The sequence below is a fragment of the Ruegeria sp. C12 genome (assembly GCF_056537745.1).
Map to the genome: position 1 here is coordinate 76,244 of NZ_JBQFSA010000005.1, position 26,205 is coordinate 102,448.

25 protein-coding genes are annotated in these 26,205 nt (G+C 60.7%); 15 read left to right on the top strand and 10 right to left on the bottom strand.

Annotated features, from left to right (window positions below):
• Window positions 1-84 precede the first annotated feature (84 nt).
• Both queA and ACR0C9_RS11390 read right to left on the bottom strand, forming a co-directional pair.
• On the bottom strand, window positions 85-1,131 hold the full coding sequence (queA, locus tag ACR0C9_RS11385; protein ID WP_170453005.1) for a tRNA preQ1(34) S-adenosylmethionine ribosyltransferase-isomerase QueA: 1,047 nt from the start codon (window positions 1,129-1,131) through the stop codon (window positions 85-87).
• Window positions 1,132-1,176: 45 nt separating this feature from the next.
• Window positions 1,177-4,560, bottom strand: coding sequence for a YhdP family protein (locus tag ACR0C9_RS11390; RefSeq protein ID WP_480781052.1), 3,384 nt, complete (start codon window positions 4,558-4,560; stop codon window positions 1,177-1,179).
• Window positions 4,561-4,628: 68 nt separating this feature from the next.
• Between ACR0C9_RS11390 and ACR0C9_RS11395 the strand changes: the two genes are divergently transcribed.
• The 7 genes from ACR0C9_RS11395 to ACR0C9_RS11425 all read left to right on the top strand — a co-directional run bounded on the left by ACR0C9_RS11395 (window position 4,629) and on the right by ACR0C9_RS11425 (window position 11,161).
• On the top strand, window positions 4,629-5,090 hold the full coding sequence (locus tag ACR0C9_RS11395) for a peroxiredoxin (RefSeq protein WP_170449958.1): 462 nt from the start codon (window positions 4,629-4,631) through the stop codon (window positions 5,088-5,090).
• Window positions 5,091-5,177: 87 nt separating this feature from the next.
• Window positions 5,178-5,996, top strand: coding sequence for a ferritin-like domain-containing protein (locus ACR0C9_RS11400; RefSeq protein WP_170519807.1), 819 nt, complete (start codon window positions 5,178-5,180; stop codon window positions 5,994-5,996).
• 175 nt (window positions 5,997-6,171) lie between these two features.
• Complete coding sequence (locus ACR0C9_RS11405; protein ID WP_170449955.1) at window positions 6,172-7,503, top strand: DUF5930 domain-containing protein; 1,332 nt, start codon at window positions 6,172-6,174, stop codon at window positions 7,501-7,503.
• Window positions 7,493-7,993: a polymer-forming cytoskeletal protein gene (locus ACR0C9_RS11410; protein WP_170449953.1), complete on the top strand. Its 501-nt coding sequence runs from the start codon at window positions 7,493-7,495 to the stop codon at window positions 7,991-7,993. The genes ACR0C9_RS11405 and ACR0C9_RS11410 overlap by 11 nt, the downstream gene beginning before the upstream one ends.
• 119 nt (window positions 7,994-8,112) lie before the next feature.
• Window positions 8,113-8,922 (top strand): M90 family metallopeptidase, encoded by an 810-nt coding sequence (locus ACR0C9_RS11415; protein WP_480781053.1) that lies wholly within the window; start codon window positions 8,113-8,115, stop codon window positions 8,920-8,922.
• Window positions 8,923-9,035: 113 nt separating this feature from the next.
• Entirely contained in the window at window positions 9,036-9,725 is a 690-nt protein-coding gene (aqpZ, locus tag ACR0C9_RS11420) for an aquaporin Z (RefSeq protein ID WP_170449949.1), read from the top strand.
• A gap of 146 nt (window positions 9,726-9,871) precedes the next feature.
• Window positions 9,872-11,161, top strand: coding sequence for a hypothetical protein (locus ACR0C9_RS11425; protein WP_480580733.1), 1,290 nt, complete (start codon window positions 9,872-9,874; stop codon window positions 11,159-11,161).
• Window positions 11,162-11,207: 46 nt separating this feature from the next.
• On the opposite strand, the gene ACR0C9_RS11430 is transcribed toward ACR0C9_RS11425, so the two are convergent.
• Together ACR0C9_RS11430 and ACR0C9_RS11435 are read right to left on the bottom strand one after the other, a co-directional pair.
• Complete coding sequence (locus tag ACR0C9_RS11430) at window positions 11,208-11,765, bottom strand: peptidylprolyl isomerase (RefSeq protein WP_480781054.1); 558 nt, start codon at window positions 11,763-11,765, stop codon at window positions 11,208-11,210.
• On the bottom strand, window positions 11,758-12,264 hold the full coding sequence (locus ACR0C9_RS11435; protein ID WP_170449943.1) for a peptidylprolyl isomerase: 507 nt from the start codon (window positions 12,262-12,264) through the stop codon (window positions 11,758-11,760). Before ACR0C9_RS11435 ends, ACR0C9_RS11430 begins: the two co-directional genes overlap by 8 nt.
• Window positions 12,265-12,400: 136 nt before the next feature.
• Here ACR0C9_RS11435 and ACR0C9_RS11440 point away from each other — a divergent pair, with 136 nt between their 5' ends.
• The 7 genes from ACR0C9_RS11440 (at window position 12,401) to ACR0C9_RS11470 (ending at window position 18,770) form a co-directional block, all read left to right on the top strand.
• Window positions 12,401-13,591 (top strand): phosphoglycerate kinase, encoded by a 1,191-nt coding sequence (locus tag ACR0C9_RS11440; RefSeq protein WP_480781055.1) that lies wholly within the window; start codon window positions 12,401-12,403, stop codon window positions 13,589-13,591.
• A gap of 148 nt (window positions 13,592-13,739) precedes the next feature.
• Entirely contained in the window at window positions 13,740-14,039 is a 300-nt protein-coding gene (locus ACR0C9_RS11445; protein WP_170449939.1) for a septum formation initiator family protein, read from the top strand.
• A gap of 169 nt (window positions 14,040-14,208) precedes the next feature.
• Window positions 14,209-15,198, top strand: a complete 990-nt coding sequence (pdhA, locus tag ACR0C9_RS11450) for a pyruvate dehydrogenase (acetyl-transferring) E1 component subunit alpha (RefSeq protein ID WP_170449937.1) — start codon at window positions 14,209-14,211, stop codon at window positions 15,196-15,198.
• 15 nt (window positions 15,199-15,213) lie between these two features.
• Entirely contained in the window at window positions 15,214-16,578 is a 1,365-nt protein-coding gene (locus tag ACR0C9_RS11455) for a pyruvate dehydrogenase complex E1 component subunit beta (RefSeq protein WP_480781056.1), read from the top strand.
• Between the two features lie 3 nt (window positions 16,579-16,581).
• Window positions 16,582-17,067: a hypothetical protein gene (locus ACR0C9_RS11460; protein ID WP_170449933.1), complete on the top strand. Its 486-nt coding sequence runs from the start codon at window positions 16,582-16,584 to the stop codon at window positions 17,065-17,067.
• A 14-nt stretch (window positions 17,068-17,081) separates the two neighbouring features.
• Window positions 17,082-18,380: a pyruvate dehydrogenase complex dihydrolipoamide acetyltransferase gene (locus tag ACR0C9_RS11465; protein ID WP_480781057.1), complete on the top strand. Its 1,299-nt coding sequence runs from the start codon at window positions 17,082-17,084 to the stop codon at window positions 18,378-18,380.
• A 147-nt stretch (window positions 18,381-18,527) separates the two neighbouring features.
• Window positions 18,528-18,770 carry a hypothetical protein gene (locus tag ACR0C9_RS11470; protein ID WP_170628760.1) on the top strand — a complete coding sequence of 81 codons (243 nt, stop codon included), beginning with the start codon at window positions 18,528-18,530 and terminating at the stop codon, window positions 18,768-18,770.
• A gap of 3 nt (window positions 18,771-18,773) precedes the next feature.
• On the opposite strand, the gene cysE is transcribed toward ACR0C9_RS11470, so the two are convergent.
• Window positions 18,774-19,583 carry a serine O-acetyltransferase gene (gene cysE / locus ACR0C9_RS11475; RefSeq protein ID WP_170519339.1) on the bottom strand — a complete coding sequence of 270 codons (810 nt, stop codon included), beginning with the start codon at window positions 19,581-19,583 and terminating at the stop codon, window positions 18,774-18,776.
• A gap of 84 nt (window positions 19,584-19,667) precedes the next feature.
• Between cysE and ACR0C9_RS11480 the strand changes: the two genes are divergently transcribed.
• A complete protein-coding gene (locus tag ACR0C9_RS11480) occupies window positions 19,668-20,006 on the top strand; it encodes a TraR/DksA family transcriptional regulator (RefSeq protein ID WP_480781141.1) in 339 nt (112 codons plus the stop codon).
• Here ACR0C9_RS11480 and ACR0C9_RS11485 read toward each other — a convergent pair.
• The 5 genes from ACR0C9_RS11485 to ACR0C9_RS11505 are packed head-to-tail and all read right to left on the bottom strand — an operon-like array spanning window position 19,987 to window position 26,202.
• Window positions 19,987-20,283 (bottom strand): DUF7742 family protein, encoded by a 297-nt coding sequence (locus ACR0C9_RS11485; protein ID WP_170449923.1) that lies wholly within the window; start codon window positions 20,281-20,283, stop codon window positions 19,987-19,989. The two genes, ACR0C9_RS11480 and ACR0C9_RS11485, sit on opposite strands and share 20 nt — an antisense overlap.
• 9 nt (window positions 20,284-20,292) lie before the next feature.
• Window positions 20,293-24,240 carry a baseplate multidomain protein megatron gene (locus ACR0C9_RS11490; RefSeq protein WP_480781058.1) on the bottom strand — a complete coding sequence of 1,316 codons (3,948 nt, stop codon included), beginning with the start codon at window positions 24,238-24,240 and terminating at the stop codon, window positions 20,293-20,295.
• Complete coding sequence (locus tag ACR0C9_RS11495) at window positions 24,240-24,686, bottom strand: C40 family peptidase (protein WP_480781059.1); 447 nt, start codon at window positions 24,684-24,686, stop codon at window positions 24,240-24,242. Before ACR0C9_RS11495 ends, ACR0C9_RS11490 begins: the two co-directional genes overlap by 1 nt.
• On the bottom strand, window positions 24,683-25,570 hold the full coding sequence (locus ACR0C9_RS11500) for a DUF2163 domain-containing protein (RefSeq protein WP_480781060.1): 888 nt from the start codon (window positions 25,568-25,570) through the stop codon (window positions 24,683-24,685). The genes ACR0C9_RS11495 and ACR0C9_RS11500 overlap by 4 nt, the downstream gene beginning before the upstream one ends.
• A complete protein-coding gene (locus tag ACR0C9_RS11505; protein ID WP_170449915.1) occupies window positions 25,570-26,202 on the bottom strand; it encodes a DUF2460 domain-containing protein in 633 nt (210 codons plus the stop codon). Before ACR0C9_RS11505 ends, ACR0C9_RS11500 begins: the two co-directional genes overlap by 1 nt.
• Window positions 26,203-26,205: the final 3 nt, after the last annotated feature.

Here is a 26,205-nt window from a genome sequence, read left to right on the forward strand (position 1 = left end):
CTTGGATTCGTTGGTGCGATCAAAAAACGCTCTGGTCGCGCTTGTCTACGACTTTCCTGTCGTTTGCGGCCCGAAACGCGTCCTTCACGGGATCAAAAGCGACGAGTCACCATATGAGAAGAAGCGATATTTCTGTGCAATGGCATGGGCATACACCTCGCGCATCCGGTCCTGGCCCATCAGGGCTGAGACCAGCATCAGCAGGGTGGATTTTGGCAGGTGGAAGTTGGTCATCAGCGCGTCGGTGACGTGGAATTGGAAACCGGGGTAGATAAAAATATCGGTCTCGCCTTCCCATGCCTGGATCTCACCACCCCGCGCGGCGCTTTCTATCAGACGCAGCGCGGTGGTGCCTACGGGGATGACACGCCCGCCTGCGGCTTTGGTGGCACGAATCTCGGCGGCGGCGGTGTCGCTGACCCTGCCCCATTCGGCATGCATCTTGTGGGTGGTCACGTCTTCGACCTTCACAGGCAGGAAAGTGCCCGCGCCGACATGCAGGGTCACATGGCTGAATTCGATACCGCGTTCCTTCAGCGCCTGCATCAGCGGTTCGTCGAAATGCAGCGAAGCCGTCGGGGCGGCAACCGCGCCTGAATTCCGCGCCCAGATGGTTTGGTAATCGGTCTTGTCCTGCTCGTCCGCAGGGCGTTTGGCGGCGATGTAGGGCGGCAAGGGCATTGCACCGGCCTGTTCCAGCGCGGTGTCGAAATCCTCGCCCGTCAGGTTGAACCGCAGATAGGCTTGCCCGTCTTCCACGCGGTCCAATGTTGCGGTCAGATCGTCCGAGAAGATGATCTCTTCCCCCGGTTTGACCTTTTTCAGCGGCTTGATCAAAGCGGCCCAACTGCCATCGGCTTGCGGGTCCAGCAAGGTGGCCTCAATCGCGGCCGACACAGGGCCCTGTGCGCTGTCACGATGACGCCTGCCGCTGAGTCTTGCCGGGATCACCCGCGTATCGTTCAGCACCAGCCGATCACCGGGTTGCAGCCAGTCGGGCAGATCGAACACATGGCTGTCCGAAACCGCATCCCCCCGCGCCACCAGCAGACGCGCCGAGGATCGCGGATTGGCGGGCCGCGTTGCAATCAGGTCTTCGGGCAGGTGGAAATCAAAATCGCTGAGTTTCATGGCCGCGCCATACAAGGCCAAAACAGATTCGGCCATATCCCCGGATCAGTTGTCCCTTGGCGGTGATCCATAGGTGCGTTTCACCTCATCGGGTTTCTGAGGCTGGGAATTTGGCCCGTCGGACACCCTGGGTGCCGGTGGGCGCAGCAGGTCACGTAAGAACAAGGGTGCCAGCCCTGACAGCGGGTTCACCGATACTTTCGGCGCGCTCAGCGGTCCGGTCAGCCTGTAGTTAAAGCCGATCACGCCTTCGCCTTTGCGCGTCAGAACACTGCCAATTGCATTCACAAGATAGATCGGAGAGATCGCGCCGCGCAGGTCCAGCATACCGTTGACGGTATCGATGGTGCCATCAAACGACAGGCCCATGGACGGGCCAACGGCACTGCCGCTTAGCACCTTGATGTCCGTTGGTGTCAGCCGCATGCGGCTGTCGATGGACGAAAAGAAGATGCCCTGCCCCGCCATCTCATCCAGCAGGCCAACAAGGCTGATGGCGTTCAACAGGGCCGCCATGGCGGGCGCGTCGGTAATGCGAGTGTTCACGATCTTGACGATCACATCATAACTGCCGGGGGCCGCCACCGGCTCAAGCTGCAAGTCAAGATCGCCGCCGCGCGCCTGCGTCAGCACCCGGGCTGATCGCAGCACCGCCCCCGCGTCCTTTGACGTCAGGCTGACCGCACTGCGGTTGCTGCGCGGTGTCACCTGCCCTCGCACAGCGGCCCCGCCATTGACGGCAGCCGTGAAACCGCCGGTGACACCGCCTGTGGTCTGGAAGTTCCCCTTGAAACCGGTCAGCGCCACGGTCTCGGTCACTTGCAGCCGATCCAGCGTTACATCCAGCTTTGGCCCCGGACCGCCACCGCCCGAACCTCCGCCCTCGCCAAAGGTTGCATCGCCCATATTCATGACACCGCCCAGAACGCGAATATCCGGCACCGCCCCGCCCCGGCTGATCAGTTCCGCCGGAACGGCCAGCCAATTGCCCAGATCGAACGAGCTAAAGCGGACGCGGTCAAATTCACCGTCTTCGCGGAACGAGATTGAGGCATTGGTACGCAATCCCGCCGCATCTACACGCAGGGAGTCGACGCTCAGCTGGTCGCCCAACGTGACGTCGGCAATCAAAGTACCGGTGCTGTTCGCGCCTTTGCGCCAACCCAGTTCGGGGATGGCAAGCACGACCCCGGACAGATCCGATGTCGCCAACAGCTTGGGCGGCTCGCCTGCACCGATACCCAGACTGATGTCCGCCGTGCCCTGCCCGGTCAGCATACCGTCCGGCAGGGCCGCGTTGATCTCTTGCATCAGTCGGGGGGACAGTTCGATCTGGCCCGTCAGCTCGCTGCGCTGCGCGGTTTTTCCGTCGATCGGCTGGCGCCACGCGGCCTGAATCGGAACGTCGCCGAAATTGCCCTGACCAGCGATCTCAACTCCGGTCTGATCTCCGCTTAGATCCAGCAGATCGGCGCTGACGGAAAATCCGGGGACAAGCCTGTCGCTGCTGAGATTCCCCAGATCGCCGTCAAAGTGGAACTGCGTGTCCTGAAACTGAAGCTCTTTCTTCATCGGCAGTGACAAAGTACCCGCCAGCGCGACGGTCCCATCCGCCAGATCAACCGGCAGCCCGGCCTTGCTGAGCAATGACAACGGCGGCCGGTCCAGCAAGGACAATGCTGCCGTGACACTGCCCAACGCCTTGATCCGTGCAATCGCCGGCGAGGATTTCTTGATGCTTGTATCCGGAATGATAAAGGACGTCCCAGAGGCATCCACCTCACCGCCCGCATCCGCGATCACAATCCCGCGCTGCGCCGTCGCGGTGAAGCGGCGATCTATCAGGCTGGCTTGCCCTTGCGCGTTTTCGATGGGCGGCAGGGTTTTGACAAAGCGGATCGTTGCATCCTCGAACCCGAAATCCAGATAGAGGTCCGGCTTGGACCCGGGCCGCAGACGCAGCGCAAAATCCATGTCCGACAGCAGGCCCTGATACAGGTTCTTTGTCACCCACTCCCGCGGCTTGGGGGCCAGACGTTCGGGCCAGTAGCTTAGCACCTCATCCGAGGTCATGCGATCCAGATGCGCGTCCAGATCGACCGACCACCCGTCAGGCAGGCCCACAAGATCACCGGATGCGCGCACCCGGTGATCCCCATCTTCGATGGTCATCTGACCAAGACGCAGATGAAACGGCGCGAAGGTCATCTTGAAATCCAGATCGGCCTGCCGCAGCTTCAGCGCCTCGGGGAACAGGTCTGCCGGGTTGGCGTCGATGCCGGTCAGGCGCAACTGCGCGTCGAGGCTGTCGAGGGTGCCGTTTTCCACCCCTTGCAGAAACGCCTTCCCTTCCGCCTGGACCGAGCCCCAGGCGGACACTACTGAAACTTCGTTAAAATCAATCTGATGCCCGACGGGGTTGTAGGTGAAATAGGTGCGGGCCGAGTCGAAGGGAACGGGCCGTGTCTCGGGGTTGGGTTGTACTGCCCCGGCCCCAAGGTTGAGCGTGGCAAACAGCGGCCCAACCGCGCCTTCGCCGTCAATACTGCCGCGCAGCGCGCCGGAGATTGGCGTGCGAAGCACCTGCAACCACGCCAACGCCGGGCTTTGGCCATAGACATCTTCGGCCGGCAGATCGGTGATTGAAACACCGAACCGCGCCTCGGGTGTGCCCAGAACGCTGGTATAGTTCGCCTCGATCCCGCTGACATAATCGCGCCCCGACAGAACCGAGAAGCCCGTCGCCAGCCGCATCTCATTGTCGTTACGGGTCAGTTGGATGTGGCCACCATCCAGCACCCAGGACCGGCCCAGCCGCAAATCGCGGTAATCCAGTGTGATCGCGTCCAGTTGCACCGAGGTCAGCGCCGACAACATGGGCGACAGGAACACCTCGTCCGAGGATTCGATCAACTGCGCCAGGTTTGGTGCTTCCTGAACAGGAGAGCTGTCGGTGCCCACCGTCAGGGTTAGCGCCCCATCCATCCCTCGGGTCAGTGCGATCTGGGCGCCGCTCAGCATGATGCGTTTGGGGCGTACGTTGCCGCGCAGCAACGGGCGCATGGCCAGGCTGGCCCGCATGTCCGAAACCTGCGCGATTTGCTGGCCCGCCGCGTCGCTGATGCTGACATCGGTCAAGCGCAGGCGGGGTCGCCATCCTTCGTGGATGATAAAGCTGACATCCCCGAACCGGATTTGCAGACCGCCCAAGGTCTGTTCCAGCCGCGCCTCGACCCGGTCGCGCACCCATGCCGGGGCGTGCATACGTTGGCCGATCATCATGAACCCGACCACCACTGCCAGCACCACAAGCAGAATGGTGCCCCGCATCGCCCAAAGGCCTGCCGTCCGTCGGCGCGAGCGGCGGCGTGGGGTGCGTTCCGGCGGATCGCCCCCTTGCTGTTCCTGCTGCGCCAATTTGCTGTTCACGCCTTTTAACCCGCTGGTATCGCCCTATGATCTCGGGCAGCCTTTAAAAACCTTTAGCGGAGTTTCCAATGCCCGACATTTCAGACATGGCCCCCGATTTCACCCTGCCGCGCGACGGCGGTGGCGAGGTGAGCCTTTCGGACCTGCGCGGCAGTACCGTCGTTCTGTTCTTCTATCCTCGGGATGATACGCCGGGCTGCACCAAGGAATCCATCGGTTTCTCGGAACAACTACAGGCCTTTGCGGATGCAGGCGCTCAAGTTTTCGGCATCTCGCGCGACAGCGTGGCCAAGCATGGCAAGTTCGTCGCCAAACACGGCCTGACCACACCGCTACTGTCCGACGAGAACTCGACCGTGTGCGAGGATTATGGCGTCTGGGTCGAGAAGAACATGTATGGGCGCAAATCGATGGGGATCGAACGGTCTACCTTCATCATCGACGGCGAAGGTCGCATCGCGCAGATCTGGCGCAAGGTCAAAGTGCCCGGCCATGTCGAGGCCGTGTTGGAGGCCGTGAAGGCGATGTAAGTCCCTCGACCCCGGCGGCCATCCGGTTTATGTCGCAGCCTTGCAATCAACAGGCGGAGCGCACCCGTGCCCAAAACACTGACCCAGATGGCCACCGAGGTTCTGTCCACAGCGGACGGGCGGGCGAAAACCGCCCTGTCCAAACGCCATGCCGCCGCCTGGTTTGCCGCCCGCAAGGGTGAGGGCGAGCCGATTGAGATCGGCACCGCAACGCCACCGCTGCAACCCTCACGCCCCGACAAACCCGAATTGCTGTCGCCCCGCGAGGTTCCAAAGCGCAAACCGGGGACCGAGGCCGGGCGGATCGCCCTGTTGCATGCGGTTGCCCATATCGAGCTGAACGCCGTCGACCTCCATTGGGACATCATCGCGCGCTTTGGCCATGTTCCCATGCCCATCGGCTTTTACGACGATTGGGTCAAATGCGCCGAAGAAGAGTCGCGCCATTTCGAGATGGTTTGCGATTGTCTGGAACAGATGGGCAGCCATTACGGTGCCCTGCCCGCCCATGCAGGCATGTGGCGCGCTGCCGAAGACACCGCCGAGGACCTGATGGGGCGTCTGGCGGTAGTCCCCATGGTGCTTGAAGCGCGCGGGCTGGACGTGACGCCGGGCATGATCGACATCTTCCGCAAGGCCAAAGCCGAACAGGCCATCGCGGCGTTAGAGCTGATCTATGCCGAAGAGGTGGGCCATGTCGCCTACGGCTCGAAATGGTTTCATTTCCTCTGCGGGCGCGAGAATGCCGACCCCAAGGACGTGTTCCATACGCTTGTGAGGCGTTACTTCCACGGCGTGCTGAAACCGCCCTTTAACGAGGAAAAACGCGCCGAGGCCGGGTTGCCGCCCGATTTCTACTGGCCGCTGACCGAAGACCTGCCCTTGCCGGGCGCTGTCTCAAAGTGATCCTTGCCGGTTAATTTCGGCAAAATCCCGCCGATCACGTGGGGAAAAATTGCGAGGTTTGTGGCAAATTGGTCAACAAACTTGCCGCATGGCCACGACCCGTTTATGCAATCGCCCCAAGGGACGGCTACTGCACCACGACCGGTCCCGATCTTGGGGATGAGAGGTAAGACGCGTGCGAACACGTCTGGCAATTAAGTTTCACTCGTGGCTTGAACGCCGCTTCCCGGAACGCCGGGTTTTTCTGAAATCTGATCAAGACACGCGGTTCATCCGGCTTAGCTCGGAAACGCAGGTAGCTGCTGTTGCCGGTGTGGCCGTGATGGTGGGCTGGACGACGGTTGCCACCGCGATCCTGCTGATGGACAGCATCGGATCCGGCAATTTCCGCGAGCAGGCAAAACGCGATCAGGCGACTTATCAGGAACGTCTGAACATTCTGTCCACAGAACGCGATTCTCGCGCGCAGGAAGCACTGGCCGCACATGAACGGTTCAATGCGGCGCTCGAACAGATCTCGGCCATGCAGTCCGAATTGCTGGCCTCGGAAAACCGCAGGCGCGAGTTGGAAACCGGGATCGAAGTCATCCAGACCACCCTGCGCGCGACCATGAAACAGCGCGAAGAGGTTCGGACCGAGCTGGCCAACCTGCAACAGGGTGCTGACGGTTCAGACATGTATATGGCGGCGGTCGCCAACCCCGCGCAGATGGAATTCATGACCGAGGCACTGGCGCGCACAGCGGAGGAACGCGATCAGATCGCCACCGATGCGCAGGATGCCCTGGATCAGCGCGACGAGCTGGAGCTGGAAATCCAGCTGATGCAGGAACGTAGCGACGAGATCTTCCGCCAGTTGGAAGAGGCCATGGTAATCTCGGTCGAGCCGCTGGACAAAATGTTCCGTCAGGCAGGCATGCCCACAGATCGTATCATCGAAGAGGTCCGGCGCGGATATAGCGGTATGGGCGGTCCGCTGACCCCTTTATCCTTCAGCAGCCGCGGCACTGAAGAAGAGCTGACGGCTGACGAAATCCGGGCCAACAAACTGCTGCAACAGATGGATCAACTGAACCTGTACCGTCTGGCTGCGGAAAAAGCGCCCTTTGCCAATCCGGTGCATTCCGCCGTGCGTTTCACTAGCGGCTTCGGCACCCGCCGCGATCCCAAAAGCGGCGGTCGGCGGATGCATAATGGCGTTGATTTTGCCGGGCCTCAGGGCACCGACATCTTTGCAACCGCTGATGGAGTGGTCACCCACGCAGGCTGGCAATCCGGGTTTGGCCGCCTTGTGAAGATCAAGCATGCCTTCGGGATTGAGACACTTTACGCTCATAACACCAAGATCAACGTAAAGGTTGGCCAAAGGGTCTCGCGCGGGGATCATATTGCTGATATGGGTAGCACCGGACGGTCCACCGGCACGCATTTGCACTATGAGGTGCGCGTGAACGGAAAACCCGTGAACCCAATGACTTACATCAAGGCTGCGAGAAATGTTTTCTAAGAGCAAAATCAACGAGCCCGCATCCAAGGATTCTGAGGCGGCGAAACCTGCTGCTCCGGCGACTCCGGCGGCCCCTGCACCATCCGAGCCCAAGGCCAGCACCACGCCCAAGCCCAAGCCGCCCGCGTCGGTTCTGTCCTCGGACCTGCACATCACCGGTAACATCAAGACAACCGGCGACATTCAGGTTGAAGGCACCGTCGAAGGCGACATCCGCGCGCATCTTCTGACCATCGGTGAAACCGCCACCATCAAGGGTGAAGTCACCGCCGACGACGTTGTGGTCAATGGCCGTATCGTGGGCCGCGTGCGTGGCCTGAAGGTCCGCCTGACCTCGACCGCGCGGGTTGAAGGCGACATCATCCACAAGACCATCGCCATCGAAAGCGGCGCGCATTTCGAAGGCTCGGTCCAGCGTCAGGACGATCCGCTGAACCCGGGTCGCAGCGCGAAATCCGGCGGCAACCCTGCGGCGGAAGTCAAGCAGTAAGCCATTCGCCGAATAGAATTCGAAAACGCCGCGGGACCTTCCTGCGGCGTTTTTCTTTTGGGCCTGCGACGGGCCGTTTTGCGTTTCCCGTCAGGCGGGAACTGGCTTAGGCTCGGGCCATGTTCATGTTTCTAAGCGTTGTTGCCCTGATCGCTGCTGTCGTTGCCTACTACCTGTGGTCGCGCAGACAGGCGCGCGCGCAGTTGCTGGCAACGCCGCTGACTGCGTCTCAGCGCCAGACGATTGAGACGATGGTGCCAATTGTCGAACGCCTGCCGTCCGAGCTGCGCGCCAAGCTTGAAGGCAAGATGAACCTGTTTCAGAACCAGGTCAGCTTCTATGGCTGTGACGGGCTGGAAGTGACCGAAGATATGCGGTTGTCGATTTCCGCTCAGGCCTGCCTGCTGGTCGTGAACACCGATATGTGGTTCGACAACCTGACCACCATTCTGATCTACCCGAACGCCTTCAAATCCCGCCAACAACGGCGCAGCGGCTATGTGGTGACCGAGAAAGAGATCGTGCGCACCGGGGAAAGCTGGAACCGGGGGCCGGTTATCCTGTCCTGGGCGCACAGCCAGCAAGGCGCGTTGAACGACCATGACGGGCATAACGTCGTCTTTCACGAATTCGCGCATCAGATTGACGACCTGTCAGGCGGCACGGATGGCGTGCCGGTTCTGAGCCGAGGACAAAGCTATGCCGACTGGGAACGGGTCTTTGTATCCGCCTATGACGCCCATGTCTGCGCCGTCGAAACCGGACACCCCACTGTCATCGACCCATACGGTGCCGAAGGTCATGAAGAGTTCTTTGCCGTCTCGGTCGAGGTTTTCTTCGAACGACCGCGGGCGCTGAAATCCAGCAATCCAGACGTCTACGACCAACTGTCTCAACTGTTTCATCTGGACCCGGTCAGCTGGAATTAGCCAAACCTGCCGCGTTTGACGAAAGCCGGGAAAAACTCCCCTTTCTCAAAAAAATTAACAAATGGCATTTCCTGAATTAGACTAAAAACCATTGGTTTAACGGAGGAGTTTCCATGTCATCCAAATTGATGGCCGAATTTATCGGCACATTCTGGCTGGTGCTGGGCGGTTGCGGCAGTGCGGTTCTGGCGGCGGGTGTTGCCGATGTCGGGATCGGCTGGCTGGGCGTGTCCTTTGCCTTTGGCCTGACGGTTCTGACCATGGCCTATGCGGTCGGTCCGATCTCGGGCGGGCATTTCAACCCGGCTGTCAGCCTTGGCCTGATGATCGGCGGGCGGTTCGACGCCAAGGATCTGATCCCCTATTGGATCGCTCAGGTCGCCGGGGCCATTGTTGCAGCCGTTGTTCTTTATGTGATTGTCAGCGGCGCGCCCGGGTTTGAAGGTGTCGGAGGATTCGCCTCGAACGGATATGGCGAGGCGTCGCCGGAAGGTTATTCGATGATGTCCGCGCTGGTGATCGAGATCGTGATGACCGCGTTCTTCCTGCTGATCATCCTTGGCGCGACGTCCGACAAAGCGCCTGCTGGCTTTGCGCCCATCGCCATTGGTCTGGGCTTGACCCTGATCCACCTGATCTCGATCCCGGTGACCAACACGTCGGTCAACCCGGCGCGGTCGACCGGGGTTGCCCTGTTTGCCGATGGCCCTGCCCTTGCACAGCTTTGGTTGTTCTGGGTCGCGCCACTGATCGGTGGAGCCATTGGCGCCCTGATCTGGAAGGCAATGGCGTCCGACGACTGAATCCTTCACGGCGCGGCCAAAAGGGTCGCGCCGGTTGACCTGCGGCAAGACACAGGTCTGCGCAGAATTCTTGTACCCGGAACTGGCTGGTTGAATTTCGCCCAAAAGCGGCGAAAACTCCGGCTTATGTGTATGAGAGATTTTTCATGACCTCCGGAACCGGTTTCAAACGCCCTGCCTCGGCTATTCCGGTGACGCCCGGATGGATTGCGATGCTAGGCATTCCGATCCTGCATTACCTCTGGCCTGAAATGCCAAGTGTGTCTGACCGGGATCAAACGGTTTTGTTTGCCCTGACGATCTTTGCGCTGATGGCTGCGGCTGAATTCGCCATTTGCAAGCTGCACCGGATGCCCGGCAGCGGGCTGGTCTACAAACCACAGAACTTCCGTGACCCCGCCTATATTCGGGCCTACCAGATCAAGCTGGTGGGGTTGGCAACCAGCGCCGCGCTACTGGCCTTGGTCTATTGGTCCGCCGACCTGTACCACGGCGACTGGTACTGGCCCTTCTTTTCCCTGCTTGCCGACTATTGGTGGCTGATCCTGACCGTCGTTCTAAGCGTCGTCACATCCGTCCATTTCATGATGCGCCATCCCCGCGACGGGATGTGGCATCTGGGCCGGGTTGTCCTGACGCTTGGGCAAGAGTCGCTGCACGCGCGCGGCCTCAAGGTCTATCTGCTGGGCCTGTTGGTCAAAGGCTTCTTTCTGCCACTGATGTTCTGCTATCTGGTCTATGACTGGAGCTTCTTTCAGTCGCGATCGCTATGGGAGGCCACAACCTTTCCCGAGGTTTACGAATACCTCTACCGGTTTTCCTTCTTCCTTGACCTGACCATCGTGGTGATCGGATACGCAACGGCCACGCGACTGTTGATGTCCCATATCCGGTGGACGGAAACGACCGTCAGCGGCTGGCTGGTCTGCGTGCTGTGTTATTCGCCCTTCTGGCAGGTGCTGTCGCGCGAGTACTTCAATTATGTGCAGGACGGGTTCGCCTGGGGCGCGTGGCTGTGGGATTACCCGGTCATCTATACGATCTGGGGCTGCACGATCCTGTTCTGCCTGTTCATCTACACTCTGGCCTCAGCACGAATGGGGCTGCGGTTTTCGAACCTCACCTATCGCGGTCTGGCCTGCGATTTCCCCTATAACATCACCAAACACCCCGCCTATATCAGCAAGAACCTCAGCTGGTGGATGGTATCGATCCCGTTCATCGCCGTGGATTTCTGGACCGGTGTGGCCAATTGCGTGGCGCTGTTGGGCATCAACGTCATCTATTTCCTGCGCGCCTGGCATGAGGAACGGTGCTTGTCTCAGGCACCGTCGTACCGGGCCTATCAGCGGCATGTGAATGAATACGGAATGCTGGCGCGGATCCGGCAAGCTGTTCTGCCAACCCCGCCGCGCCGTTCGGAAAAGGTGAACTGATCCGAAATGGGTATCCCGGCGCGGTCAGCCGCGCCGGGACACAGGTTTATTCGGTGACCGTGACGGTTTTCATCACGTCAGGCTGGCCTGTGACCGCCCCGGTCTGAGAGTGACCGCGTTTGATCGCATCGACCACCTCCATCCCTTCGGTGACCTGACCGACGACGGTGTACTGACCATCCAGGAACGGGCCCGGATCGAACATGATGAAAAACTGCGAGTTCGCGCTATCCGGGTCGTTTGACCGCGCCATGCCAACGATACCGCGATCAAAGGTGCGGTCCGAAAACTCGGCAGGCAGATCAGGACGGTCCGAGCCGCCACGACCGGCGTAACGCATATCAAAGGACGCGTCCGACTGGTCGCCATACTGAACATCCCCGGTCTGGGCCATGAATCCGTCGATCACGCGGTGGAACACGACACCGTCATATTGGCCTTCGCTGGCCAGCGCGGTGATCTGTTCGACATGCTGGGGCGCCAGATCTTCGAACAGGTCGACGGTGATGGTGCCGTTGGCCCCTTCTCCTTCGACCTCGATCTGAAGCCCCGTGGCCAGCGCCGGGCTGGCCAGCAGGGCAAAAGCGGCGGCCAGCTTACGCATCTGCAGCCACTTTCACGCTGATCATGCGATCGGGGCTTGCAGGCGGCTCGCCACGAGTGATGGCGTCCACATGCTCCATACCTTCGATGACGCGGCCATAAACGGTGTATTGACCGTTCAGGAAGTGGTTGTCCTTGAAGTTGATGAAGAACTGCGAGTTGGCCGAGTCCGGGTTCTGCGACCGTGCCGCGCCCAGCGTCCCGCGATCGTGCGGCAACTTCGAAAACTCCGCCGGAACGTTCGGCAGCGATGAGCCACCCGTGCCCGCCATGCGCAGGTTGAACCCGTCTTCCATGTCGCCATGCTGCACGTCGCCGGTTTGCGCCATGAAGCCGTCGATCACACGGTGGAAGGCCACGTTGTCATACTCGCCCCCACGGGCCAGTTCCTTCATCCGCGCGCTGTGCTGCGGGGCCACATCGGGCAGCAGCTCGATCACGACATTGCCGTCTTTCAGCTCGATGATGATGGTGTTTTCGGGATCCTTGATTTCGGCCATCTGGCCCTCCTGTCGTTTTGTCTTGCGCAAATACCTATGCGCCGGGCGCGTGAATGCCAAGTGACGCATTGACCTGAGGGCAAAATGAAGGAAAAGAACCGCCTAAATCGGTATCAAACTCACGAAGGATTGCACGATGGGCTGGAAAACGCTGGACGACATGGACCTGAACGGCAAACGCGTCTTGGTGCGCGTGGACATCAACGTGCCCGTCGTGGACGGCGTAGTCACCGACGCCACGCGCATCGAACGGATCGTGCCCACCGTGCGCGACATTCTGGCGGCGGGTGGCAAACCGATCCTGCTGGCACATTTCGGGCGTCCGGGCGGGGAACGGCGCGAGAACCTGTCGCTGAAGCAACTGGTGCCGACATTGGAAAGCGCCTTTGACGCCACTGTCCTGTTTGCCGCCGATTGCGTCGGCGCCGAGGCTGAACTTGCCGCAGACGCCCTGCAACCGGGTCAGGTGCTGCTGCTGGAAAACACCCGCTTTCATGCAGCCGAGACGAAGAATGGCACCGATCTGGCCGCAGGTATGGCCAAGCTGGGCGATGTCTATTGCAACGACGCGTTTTCAGCCGCGCACCGCGCCCACAGCTCGACCGAGGCGATGGCACGCCTTCTGCCCGCCTGCGCAGGCCGTTTGATGCAAGCTGAATTGCAGGCTTTGGAGGGTGCTCTGGGTGCCCCAAAGCGCCCCGTGACCGCAGTTGTGGGCGGCGCGAAAGTGTCGACCAAGTTGGAACTGCTGGGCAATCTGATCGACAAGGTGGATTACCTGGTGATCGGCGGTGGCATGGCCAACACCTTCCTCGTCGCCAAGGGGATCAGCGTCGGCAAATCGCTGGCCGAGCGTGAGATGAAGGACACCGCTGCCGAGATCTTGGCCAAGGCCGAAACCTCGGGCTGCACTATTGTCCTGCCCAACGATATCGTTGTGGCCGAGAACTTTGCGGCAAATGCCCCGCATCAGGTGCTGCCCGCCGATCAATGCCCTGACGAGGGCATGATCCTTGACGCAGGCCCCGAAAGCGTCGCCGCGATCTCGGAGATTTTCGCAAAAAGCCAGACGCTGATCTGGAACGGCCCGCTGGGTGCGTTCGAACTGGAACCGTTTGACGCGGCCACCAATACCGCCGCGCTGAAAGCCGCGGCGCTGACACGGTCGGGCCAATTGGTCTCGGTCGCGGGTGGCGGTGACACGGTTGCGGCGCTGAATGCCTCGGGCGCTGCGCATGACTTCTCGTATATCTCGACAGCAGGCGGCGCGTTCCTTGAGTGGATGGAAGGCAAAACCCTGCCCGGCGTCGCAGCGCTGGAACAGTGACGCAGGCCTGCGCGGCGAGACATTCTGACTCAGCCTGACATTTTTGCGAATCAGGGGATTCACATCGCGAATCACCTGTGACATAGTGCTGGCAGAGGTTCGAAAAGGACCCGTTATTGAGGCAAGTTTTCATACGGCGGTAAACAGAGTGTCCCGTTCCAATCGCCCCGGTTTGGGCTCAGTTGCTTTCTTCTCGGTGGCTTTCATGCTGGGTGTCTATTTCACCTTTGCCGCCGTGCAGGGTGACTATGGCCTGTTTCGACGGGTCGAGATTGCAGCGGAACGGGACGCTCTGTCGCGCGATCTGGCCAATTTGGATGCCGAGATCACGGAAATGGAGAACCTGACCCGCAGGCTGTCGGATACCTATCTGGATCTGGACCTTCTGGATCAGCAGGCCCGCTCGGTTCTGGGCATGATCCGCGCCGATGAGATCGTGATCCGGTAAACCGCCCCACACCCGCTGCCCCATATTTTTTCGAAAACCTATCATCACGTGCCAGCCGGAATCCGCGTCTGGCGACGCTGCGTCACATTTGCACTCGCCAGACCGCCGCAAATGCTCTAAAAGATAGTTTAACGCTAAACTATCTGTCCGAAAGGGGGAGATCGCCACGATGGCTGCGCGAAAAACCACAAAGAAACCAAATGTTTCTGCGGAAGAGCTTAAAACCTACTACCGCGAAATGCTGCTGATCCGCCGATTCGAAGAAAAGGCTGGCCAGCTTTATGGCATGGGTCTGATCGGTGGGTTCTGCCACCTTTATATCGGTCAGGAAGCGGTGGTTGTCGGCCTCGAGGCTGCGGCACAGGACGGTGACAAACGCATCACCTCGTACCGCGATCACGGCCATATGCTGGCCTGCGGCATGGATCCCGGCGGCGTGATGGCCGAACTGACCGGGCGCGAGGGCGGCTTGTCCAAGGGCAAAGGCGGCTCGATGCACATGTTCTCGAAAGAGAAGCATTTCTATGGCGGCCACGGCATCGTCGGCGCGCAGGTTCCGCTTGGGGCCGGTCTGGCCTTTGCAGACAAGTACAAAGAAAACGGCGGTGTCACCTTCACCTACTTCGGGGACGGTGCGGCAAACCAGGGACAGGTCTATGAGACCTTCAACATGGCCGCCCTGTGGGACCTGCCCGTGGTTTTCGTGATCGAGAACAACCAATACGCCATGGGTACCGCTCAGGCGCGGTCGACCTCGACCAAGGACATCTACCACCGGGGCGAGGCGTTCGGCATTCCCGGCGAGATTGTGAACGGCATGGACGTGCTGGCCGTCAAGGAAGCCGGTGAAAAAGCTGTGGCTCACTGCCGTTCGGGCAAGGGCCCTTACATCCTTGAGGTCAAGACCTACCGCTATCGCGGCCACTCAATGTCCGACCCGGCCAAGTACCGGACCCGGGAAGAGGTTCAGAAGGTGCGCGAACAAAGCGACCCGATCGAGCATGTGCGTGAGCTGCTGCTGTCCGGCAAACACGCCTCCGAGGATGACCTGAAAGCGATCGACAAGGAAATCAAAGAGATCGTTAATCAGGCCGCCGAATTCTCGAAAGAAAGCCCCGAGCCTTCCGTAGAAGAGCTCTGGACCGACATTTACGCCTGAGAGGACGACTAAGACATGGCAACCGAAATTCTCATGCCCGCCCTTTCGCCTACGATGGAAGAGGGCACGCTGGCCAAATGGCTGGTCAAGGAAGGCGACACCGTATCCTCGGGCGACATCATGGCCGAGATCGAAACCGACAAGGCAACGATGGAGTTCGAGGCCGTCGATGAAGGTATCGTCGGCAAAATCCTGATCGCCGAAGGCACCGAAGGGGTCAAGGTAAACACCCCCATCGCGATCCTTGTTGAGGAAGGCGAAGACGCCTCCGCCCTGCCCGTGGCTGCGCCTGCAGCCGCAGCGGTGGCCGAGGCCGCCCCTGCGGCGGTTGAGGCCCCCGCTCCTGCCCCGGCCGCCCCGGTGGTCGATCTGTCCCCCGACTGGCCCGCCGATGCCGAAATGAAGTCCGAAACCGTGCGCGAAGCGCTACGGGACGCGATGGCAGAGGAAATGCGCAACGACCAGGACGTCTTCCTGATGGGCGAGGAAGTCGCCGAGTATCAGGGCGCGTACAAAATCTCTCAGGGCCTGCTGGACGAATTCGGCTCCAAACGCGTTATCGACACCCCGATCACCGAACATGGCTTCGCCGGTATCGCGGTCGGTTCGGCCTTTGGTGGTCTGAAACCGATTGTCGAGTTCATGACCTTCAACTTCGCCATGCAGGCGATTGACCAGATCATCAACTCTGCCGCAAAGACGCTGTATATGTCCGGTGGTCAGATGGGCTGCCCCATCGTGTTCCGTGGTCCCAACGGTGCCGCCGCCCGCGTGGCCGCGCAGCACTCTCAGGATTACGCGGCATGGTACATGCAGATCCCCGGCCTGAAGGTCGTCATGCCTTACTCGGCCGCCGATGCAAAGGGTCTGCTGAAATCGGCCATCCGCGATCCCAACCCGGTGATCTTCCTTGAAAACGAAATCCTCTACGGCCGGTCCTTCGACATGCCGCAAGTGGATGACCTGACCATCCCACTGGGCAAGGCGCGCATCTGGCGCGAGGGCTCTGACGTGACCATCGTCAGCTTTGGCATCGGTATGCAATACGCACTGGAAGCCGCCGACAAGCTGGCCGAGGACGGCATCAGCGCCGAAGTGATCGACCTGCGCACCATCCGCCCGATGGACACCGGCGCGATCATCAACTCGGTGATGAAAACCAACCGTCTGGTCACGGTCGAAGAAGGCTGGCCGCAAGGCTCGGTCGGCAGTTACATCAGCTCGGTGGTGATGCAGGAAGCGTTCGATTACCTCGACGCACCGGTCATCAACTGCACCGGCAAGGATGTTCCGATGCCTTATGCGGCGAACCTTGAAAAGCTGGCGTTGGTGACCACGGATGAGGTCATCGCGGCGGTCAAACAAGTGACCTACCGATAGGCAATGACCCCCGGGAACGTACATAATCCTGCGGGCGTGGACTGGCTTTTCGAAAGCCTCGTCTCGGCGCGCAAGGACAATAACCGCAACCTTCTTTATGTTTGTGCGGCGTTCCTGTTGGTCTCCTTTGTCAGCATCGCGTTCAATCTGGATGCCTTCGACCAGCTTCAGTTCGATCTGCTGTCGGTCGAAGGCAGTCTGACAAGCGCCTGGCCTATCCGGGCCATGCTGTGTGTCGCCTGTGTCGTGTCCTATGCCTCGGTCATTTACATCGTGCTCGAACAGCAGCGCCTGCAGCTGGGCATGGATTATCTGGCCGCCATCGAACACAGCGACGCAGCCGCCCTGGGCCAGTTCACCGAATGGCTTGAACAGAACCATCCGCGCGTCTCCAAGGCGCGCTCTGTGGTCGTGGGGGTGTTCGTCACCTTCTGCGCGGCCATTCTCCTGATCGATATCGCAACGCTGATCTACTCATTTTCGAAGTAAGAGGACATGAAGACATGCCCACCGAAATTCTGATGCCCGCCCTTTCGCCCACGATGGAGGAAGGCACGCTTGCCAAATGGCTGGTTAAAGAGGGCGACACTGTCTCTTCCGGCGACTTGCTGGCCGAGATCGAAACCGACAAGGCCACGATGGAGTTTGAGGCCGTTGACGAAGGCACCATCGGCAAGATCCTGATCGCCGAAGGCACCGAAGGCGTCAAGGTCAACACCGCCATTGCAGTCCTGCTGGAAGATGGCGAAAGCGCTGATGATATCGCGGCCACACCTGCCAAGGCTCCTGAGGCGGCCCCAGCCGCCGCGGGTAACGAGGCTGCCGCGCCAGCGGCATCCGAGGCACCCGCCCCTGCCCCGGCGGGTCCGGTCAAGGCGGATGGTGGACGTATCTTTGCCTCGCCGCTGGCGCGTCGCATCGCTGCGCAGAAAGGCTTGGATCTGGCGCAGATCACCGGCTCCGGCCCGCATGGCCGGATCGTCAAGGCGGATGTCGAAGGCGCAACTGCAACGGCCCCTGCCGCTGCCCCGGCACCCGCCGCAGCGGCTCCGGCGGCTGCTGCCCCGGCTGGCCCATCGGCAGATGCTGTCGCCCGGATGTACGAAGGGCGCGAGTACGAAGAAATCAAACTCGACGGGATGCGCAAAACCATCGCCGCGCGCCTGTCCGAGGCCAAGCAGACCATCCCGCATTTCTACCTGCGCCGCGACATCAAGCTGGACGCCCTGCTCAAATTCCGCAGCCAGTTGAACAAGCAGTTGGAAGGCCGTGGCGTGAAGCTGAGCGTCAATGACTTCATCATCAAGGCCGTCGCCAACGCGCTGCAACAGGTTCCGGCCTGCAATGCGGTCTGGGCAGGCGACCGCGTGCTGCAATTGAAACCCTCGGACGTGGCTGTCGCTGTCGCCATCGAAGGCGGCTTGTTCACCCCGGTCCTGCAGGATGCCGACACCAAATCACTCTCGGCCCTTTCGACCGAGATGAAAGATCTTGCTGGTCGCGCGCGCGAGCGCAAGCTGGCCCCGCACGAATATCAGGGTGGCACGTTTGCGGTCTCGAACCTGGGCATGTTCGGCATCGACAATTTCGACGCCATCGTGAACCCGCCGCATGCCGGTATTCTGGCCGTCGGTTCGGGGGTCAAGAAGCCTGTTGTTGGTGATGACGGAGAACTGGCAGTCGCCACCGTCATGTCCGTCACCATGTCGGTCGATCACCGCGTTATCGACGGCGCGCTTGGGGCGGAACTGCTGCAGGCCATCGTCGACAATCTGGAAAACCCAATGGTCATGCTGGCCTGAACGAATTTCTCCCGCCGGGTCCAAACCCGGCGGGAATTTTTACGATCACCGCCATGATGTGAGCGGGCGTGATCGCCCGGGCAATTGCCCAACACCCGAACCCATACCACCTTGGATGCATAGACAACCCAGATGCACAGGTGCGCCATGGCTTTCGGAACTACCACAAAAACCCTGTTACTGATCGCTCTGACAGCGACCGCGCTGCCCGCTGCGGCCATCGCCAAGCCCAACAGCTATCCGGGTGAGAACTCCAAGTTCAAATCCAGCGACCCCGCCGTGATCGCCCAGCAAAAAGCCGAGCAGAAACAGCGCTTTGAAGAGCGGAAAAAACGGCGTCAGGAAAGGCGGCTCAAGCGGTTGAACCGAAAGAAGAACCGCTTGAACTGATCCTTACTGGTCCTTGCCCAGCATGTGATCCATCGAGATCGAGGGCTGATCGCATCCGGCCTCGCCCACGATCTTGGCGGGAATACCGGCCACGGTTTTGCACGATGGCACGGGTTGCAGAACCACGGACCCGGCCGCGATACGGCTGCAATGGCCGACCTCGATATTGCCCAGAACCTTGGCCCCGGCACCGATCAGAACACCGTTCCCGATCTTGGGATGGCGCTGTTCCTCTTCCTTGCCGGTCCCGCCCAACGTCACCGAATGCAGCATCGAGACATTGTCGCCCACAACCGCCGTTTCGCCGATCACGATGGAATGGGCGTGGTCGATCATGATCCCCTTGCCGATCTTGGCAGCCGGGTGAATATCGATCCCGAAAATCTCGGACGAGCGCATTTGGAAGAAATAGGCCAGATCGTGCCGGCCCTTGGTCCACAGCCAATGCGCGACCCGGTAGGCCTGCATGGCCTGATAGCCCTTGAAATACAGAATCGGCTGCAACAGGCGGTGGCACGCCGGATCGCGTTCATAGACAGCCATCAAATCGGCCCGCGCCGCTTCGACCAGGCTTGGATCGTCGGCATAGGCCTCATCCACGATCTCGCGCAGGACCATCATCGACATCTCGTTCGAGCACAGCTTGGCCGAAACCCGATAGGACAAAGCCCGGTCAAGGCTGCGATGGTGCAGGATACAGGCATGCACCAGCCCGCCCATCAGCGGCTCTTGCTCCACCGCTTCGGTGGCTTCCGAGGTGATGCGATCCCAAACCGGGTCGACTTGTGTCACATGGCTGCGCTTTTTGAACATAGCTTTTGATCCTTTGCTGCGCCTAGAATGCCATTTAGTGGCAAAAACACCAAACGCAAACCCGTGAACTGCATCGCAACGAAAATGAATGAGTCCCAGCGCCGTTATTTCGAGACACAAATTCGCGAGCGATTGGCCGAATTGGCGGCACTTTCTGCCTCGGGGCAGCAGGCACAGGCTGTAGTGGAATTGGATCAGCAAGCGGTTGGACGGCTCAGCCGCATGGATGCGCTGCAAAATCAGGCCATGGCCAAGGCGCAGCAGGCCAACCGGGATATTGAAGCCCACCGCCTGAACGCCGCCTTGCAACGTCTTGAGGACGGTGAATACGGCTATTGCGAGGATTGTGGCGAGCGGATTCCCGATGGCCGTCTGAAGCTGGATCTGGCGGCCAGTAAATGCGTCAGTTGCGCGTCCGGCTGATGTGAAAACGGATCAACTGTCGCAGAACCATCTCAAAACACTGGCAATATTGCACATCGTCAAACCCCGGCTCATCCGCCAGAACCCGTGTACGCGCCGCGGCCATAAGCGAGCCGTTGCCATATAGCGGATGCAGACGCCCGGTTTTCTGAACATGGGCGTCGGCCAGTTCCGCCTCGGTAATCATCTGCACGCACAGGCGCTTGCGGCTAAGGCGCGGCGCGGCCAGCAAGGCCCGCGCCGCCGAACTGAGATCGCCGTGAAGAACCGGACGCATGGCGGCGGTTTACCCAACGGTCGCGCGCGCCGTTGCGCCCGGCCCGAATATGGCCGAGACCTGCGCGACCTCAATCTCAAACGCTCCGGTCACGCCATCCGCGATCCGCATCGCCGTTGAGTAGGTCCAGCGGGGCTGTGTTGAAAGATCCTCGCGAATGACCGTGCCGCCCGAGTGGACCCGAACGAGATAAGACTCGGTCTCTTCGCCCAGCGGAACATCCAGACCAGACCAGTCATCACCGTCCAACCGGGTGCGCCGGACCCATGTCGCCTCATGACCGGCGGAGATCTGACGCACCGCCAAATGCGCGGGGGAATAGGGCCGCAACCCGTTACCGTCAAAGGCGTGAACCAGGTGCTCATAAGCCGGATCATCATAACCGCGCGTTGCCGGTCCGATGCGATAGTGCTTGTCCACGCGCCGCTCGGTCCGCAACAGGTTGATCTGCGAGACGCTGTCATTCAGCAGCACAAAGAGTGAGCCATCGGGCCAGGCATCCGGCATCAAGGCGTCGGTCCCCAACTGGCCCCGCAGCCGCCCGGACAAGGCATAAACACCGGGGCTTTCGAGATAGGCGCTTGAGAACTGGAAGATTTCCCAGTTGCCGGGCGTTCCATCCCCGATGGCCGCCAGATTGAGACCGTTCAGCAAAGACTCGCGCGGTTGAGATTCCAACTGACCGTCAATCAGCCGAACCCGCAGCAACGGGCCTTCATCCCAGACCCCGGCACTTGCGCGTCGCAGGGGCGTTTCAGTCAGACCAATCGTCGCCGGGGCGGTGATCACATCGCTGAGCGAATAGCCCTGATCATTGGTCGAGCTATAGACGGCGGCATTTCCCGGCCATGGGTCCGCTGCAACAGCCAGATACGGCGCGTGCGGCAACTCGGCCCCGGTGATCAGCGGCAGGTCCATGAAGACCGGCAAAACGGGCACCGGGGCCAGATAGGGCCGCACAGTCGGGGGTTCGTCTTCAATGTCCGACAGCTTGTAGACACCGTGTTCAATGCGAACCGCGTCGGCCAGTTGCAACCCGGCGCTTTCCAGCCGGTCGATCCGGTACCGCGCACCGGTGTCATCGTCAGACAACCGCACCACATCCCCCGCCCCAAGATGCATCATGGAGGGCGGCAGCGCAAAACGCGCAGAGTCGCGGGACACCCGCGCCTCGCTCAACCACCGCTCAGCAGTTTGCCGCCCCTCGCCGCGTGTCATCGACAAGGGCATTTCGTTGACCGCGACAGAATGGGTTTTGTCGTCGGGCAAAATCGCCTCTTCCGCCACAATATCGTGGTCGGAATCGGATTGGACAAAACGCAGACGGACCCGACCGGTCATCTCGGCTTCGGCCTCGCGACGATATTCGACGGTGCCGTCAAGATCAGCGCTAATCGCCAGGCGATCCGGATCGACGTCAATGGCGCCAAAGCCGTCCCGCATTTGGAACCGCAACACGCCATCCCGCTCGATCGCGTCGAACCCATAGCGCAGCATCAACGGTTGCAGGGCCGAGCGCGCGTTGGTGACATCTTCGATCACATAGCCCCGCACCACACCGTATAGGCCGCTGACGTCAATATCGGTGACACCTGCGCCATGGCAGATCTCGGTCACGACCGAGGCCAGCGTGCGCGCGCCGGACCGCCCGTTCAGCCAATGGCCACGGGCATAATTCGCCCCATCGCTCCATTTCCCGCGGCGGTTCGGGAAGGCCGGGAACGGTCGCGCATCCCAGGCCCAGACATAGGCGTTCGACAGATCCACCATGGGCTTGCCGTAGACGGGTGATTTTGGATTCACCTGAGGATCGGCCCAATAGGTCAGCATCGCCGTCAGGTACTGAACCTGAATGAAATCGTCGCGCATCCCGTTCGAATAGGCCGGAAGCCGGGATTCCGAGGATTTGGGGTCCAAAAACTTGTTCGGCTGGTTCGTGCCCTTGTCAATGGCGGCGCAGCCCAATTCCGTGAACCAGATCGGTTTCGAGCCCGGCACCCAATCGGTCGGGTTTGCCTGCCTTACGCCATCGATCCGGTTGTGGTGCGTGTTCGACCACCAGTTGCGCAGATCCTTGTACCGCCAGATCCACGGCTCATCATGCTCGCCATCCTCGATCGGAGTGCGAATTTGCGCCACGTCCTCTTCGGGCGATGCATAGTACCAATCATACCCTTCGCCGCCTTCGATATTGCTGCGAAGGTAGTCCAGATCGTAGATCGACGGCGCGCCTGCGGCGGCATCCAGATGATCCTCGCCGTCGCGCCAGTCGGACAGGGGCATGTAATTGTCGATGCCGACAAAATCGATGTCATCATCTGCCCATAAGGGATCGAGGTGGAACAGCCGATCACTGGTGCCGGGTGGCTGATAGCCGAAATACTCGCTCCAATCCGCCGCATAGCCGATTTTCGTGTTTGGACCCAAAATCTTGCGCACCTCGGACGCCAGCGCGCGCAGCTGCGCCACCGCCGGGAACCCGTCGGCACCGCGGATCTGAGTCAGGCCTCGCATCTCGGACGCAATGCAGAAGGAATCGACCCCACCCGCGGCCTTGCACAACGCCGCATAGTGCAGAATGAAGCGGCGAAGGCCCCATTCCTGCGGACCGGTATAGGTGACAACGCCGTCGCCAACCACAAAATCGCTGGCGCGTGCCGTCCCGAAGAACTGCGCCACCTGCACATCCGCCGAGATGGTTTGATCCGGTGAACCGGTACGTCCCGGCGCGATATTCAAGGTGATGCGCCCGCGCCATGGCAGGTGCGGCTGGTTGGCGTTATCAGACCAGGGGTCAGGCAAACCGTTGCCCTTCAACTGCTCCATCAGAATGAACGGATAGAACATGACCCGCTTGCCGCGCTGTTTCAGGTGCCGGATCGCCTCGACCACAGAAGCATCCGCCGGGGTTCCGCCATAAACCGGGCGATTGTCGTCATGCGCTACGATCTGAGCGTAACTGCGCCGGACGCCCGAGACACGCCATGGCATCCCCTGTCCATCCGCATCCCGACGCTCGACCTTTGGCCGAATTTCGCAGGACGCGCAGCGCAGATCATCCCCGAACCACGAAACGATAAGCGAGGCGGCGTCGCATCCCGGCAGTTCCCGTCCCAACGCCCGCGTGGACGACACCAGATCGGTCCGACCTGATGCCGAGCTGACATTGGCCGGTGCGTTCTTGCCGTAGCCCAGCGCATAGTTCACTTGCTGACTGGCCAGCGCATATTCACCCGTGCCGGGCATCAGCGCGACGCCCTGCACCAGTTGGGGAAGCGAGGTTTCATAGTCTGGCATGTCGCTCTGTGAGGGACGCACAACTTCGAAAGAGAATTGCGGGACGCGGTTGCCGAACGCGGCAAGCTGAAAATCCTCGATCACCACATAAGCCGTACCGCGATAGGCCGGAACATTTCCCGCGCCCTCAATCGCCTCGATCAGCGAGTCCGGCAACTGATTTGCCGTACCGCGATAGATGCGCATGTTCAGGCTGTTGTGCTCCAGCTCTTCCCCATCGGCCCAGATACGCCCGACATCGGCAATCGTACCGACGCCAACGGCAATCGCCAGCGAGATCGAGTAGCTGTAGGTGACGGTCGTAACCTCGGGGGCTTTGGGCTTGCCTTTGCCACCCCCGCCGCCTTCGGTGGTTTCACTGCGGGTTTCCAGAAAGTCCGATGCCCAGATCACCTGCCCGCCGACCCGCATCCGGCCAAACACGGTCGAAACCGGGGCACCCTCGCCTGTCTCGGTCAGGCGAAACCGGTCCATGCGGCCGGTTTCTACCACTTCACTGCCGCCGCCCATGACGGATTGGCTCAGAAATCTCTGATCAATCACACGTCCCAGTGTGGCCCCGACGGCGCGGCCAATGATGGCAGTCGAAAGGCCCGCAACCGTACCACCGATTGAGCCGCCCAGCGCAGCCCCGGCTGCGGATAATAGAATAGTCGTCATCAGCGGTCCTCCAACGGGAATTCAAAACAAGCGACCACGCGGCGACGCCACGGATCGCTGAGTGCGTTTTCCACAACGCCATATCCGGAATAGGCATGAATGAATCGCGGGACCGCGCCGATGCCGGTCACAATCCCAAGATGCTTGGCAACGCCAGCGTCACGCATGCGGAACAACACCACATCCGCCGGGGCCAGATCCGCGATTGGCTTTTCGGTCAGATGACGCTGCGCCGCCGCCCACATCCGTTCCTCGCCCTGAGGTTCGGACCAATCCATGCTGTAGATCGGCACCTCTTCGGGCTCCTGCCCGATTTGCGCCCGCCACACACCGCGCAAAAGCCCCAGGCAATCCGTGCCCGCCCCCTTGGCCGAGGCCTGATGGACGTATGGCGTACCAAGCCAATCGCGCGCCTCGTCCACGATATCCTGTCTGTTGGGCTTCACCGCCTGCTTCCCCCTTTGTTCGGATTGCTTTTCTTGGGCACAGCCATCATCCAGTCTTCGCCCGGAAGATCAGGGAACCCTTGGAAATTCAGCAGGTTGTTGAACTTCAACCGGCAGGTGCGCATGCGTTTGTCACATCCGGCGGTCAGACGGACGCGGTCGCCCAAGGCAAGCCCGCCGCCAATGCTGGACCACATGGTGATCTCTCGCCCACCGGCAGTTTTCTGATCCGTCTTGATCGAGGACCAAAGCCCACTGGCAGATCCGGACAGCACGTCCAGACGCCCGCGCTTGAACCACCCGGACGCAAAGGCCGCTCCACCCGCCAGTCGGATCTGAGTGCCCCCGTCGAACCCGACGATATCCGCTTCAACCCAGAAACCTTCAACTTCTGTATTGAACCGGCAGGACCGGTCGCCAAGGACGGCGGTGCAGGGCTTTTGATACACCCGCCCCACGGGCCGGTTCAGCAAATCCGTCAGCCCGCGCAATTCGGCATGAAAAGCACCACCAGCGCGCCGCAACTCACCAATTGAACCGCGAAACTGCAAAATCCGCTGGTCCGGATTGGCCCAATTGACCAGCCAGGCCCGTACCTGAGCGCCATCGAACCGACCGGCTTCAATGTCCTCCTCGCGCACAGCTGCATCGGACAACGCACCCATCGCTTCGGTATTGTCGATTGACAGGCCGGTGGCCTGCTCGATGGCGGCGGCGGTCAAGCCGATGCTGGCCTTGAAGGTCAGACCCTCGAAGGTCAGCGCCAAATCGTGATCGGTGAACCCGTATTCCTGCCCATCCGTGCGCGTTATCGCCCAGCAGCGGCAAACCGTGGTCAGCCCGCTTTGCAGATGACCATGCAGTCCCTGAACATCTCCGGCCATCAGACACGCACCTCGACCACGGGAACATTCGGGACGTCACCGGCCTGAAAGCTGGCCACGCTGGTCTGGATCTTGTCAGTGTCGAACCGGACCGGCACGTCAAACTCGTACCCTGCCGTGATCTCGACCCCTTCGGGTGGCGGATCAGAAAAGGTCACTAAGCCGGTGTTCAGATCGACCTCAAAATCCACGCCCTCGCGCACGGCGTCCTGATCCAGCCCCAGCACAACTGTGCCCAGAACCGGCTTGGTGATCGGACGCATATAGCTGACGCCGCCGGATGTATAGGTCTTGACCAGTTGAAACGCGGCGCGCACCCCGTCGCCCAGTGCGATGACCTGATCATCCATCGCAACATCTGCCGAGGCCACGCCGGACTTGAAATCAGACCAGTCCTTCCAGCGGAAGCCGAACATCTGCCCCTGTCGCGCCTCGAAGAAGGAAATCAGCGTCTCGATATCGTCCAGTGAGCGCATGCCCAGCCCCGCATCATAGCGACGGCGCGAATGCGCCCAGGGTGTGTTGCGCTCTTCGAACCCGTTGGCCAGCGTCACGATATCGGTGCGCCTTTCTGGCCCGCCGACCGAGCCAAAGCTCAGGCTGGCCGGAAATCTGACCTCGTGAAAATTCATGAT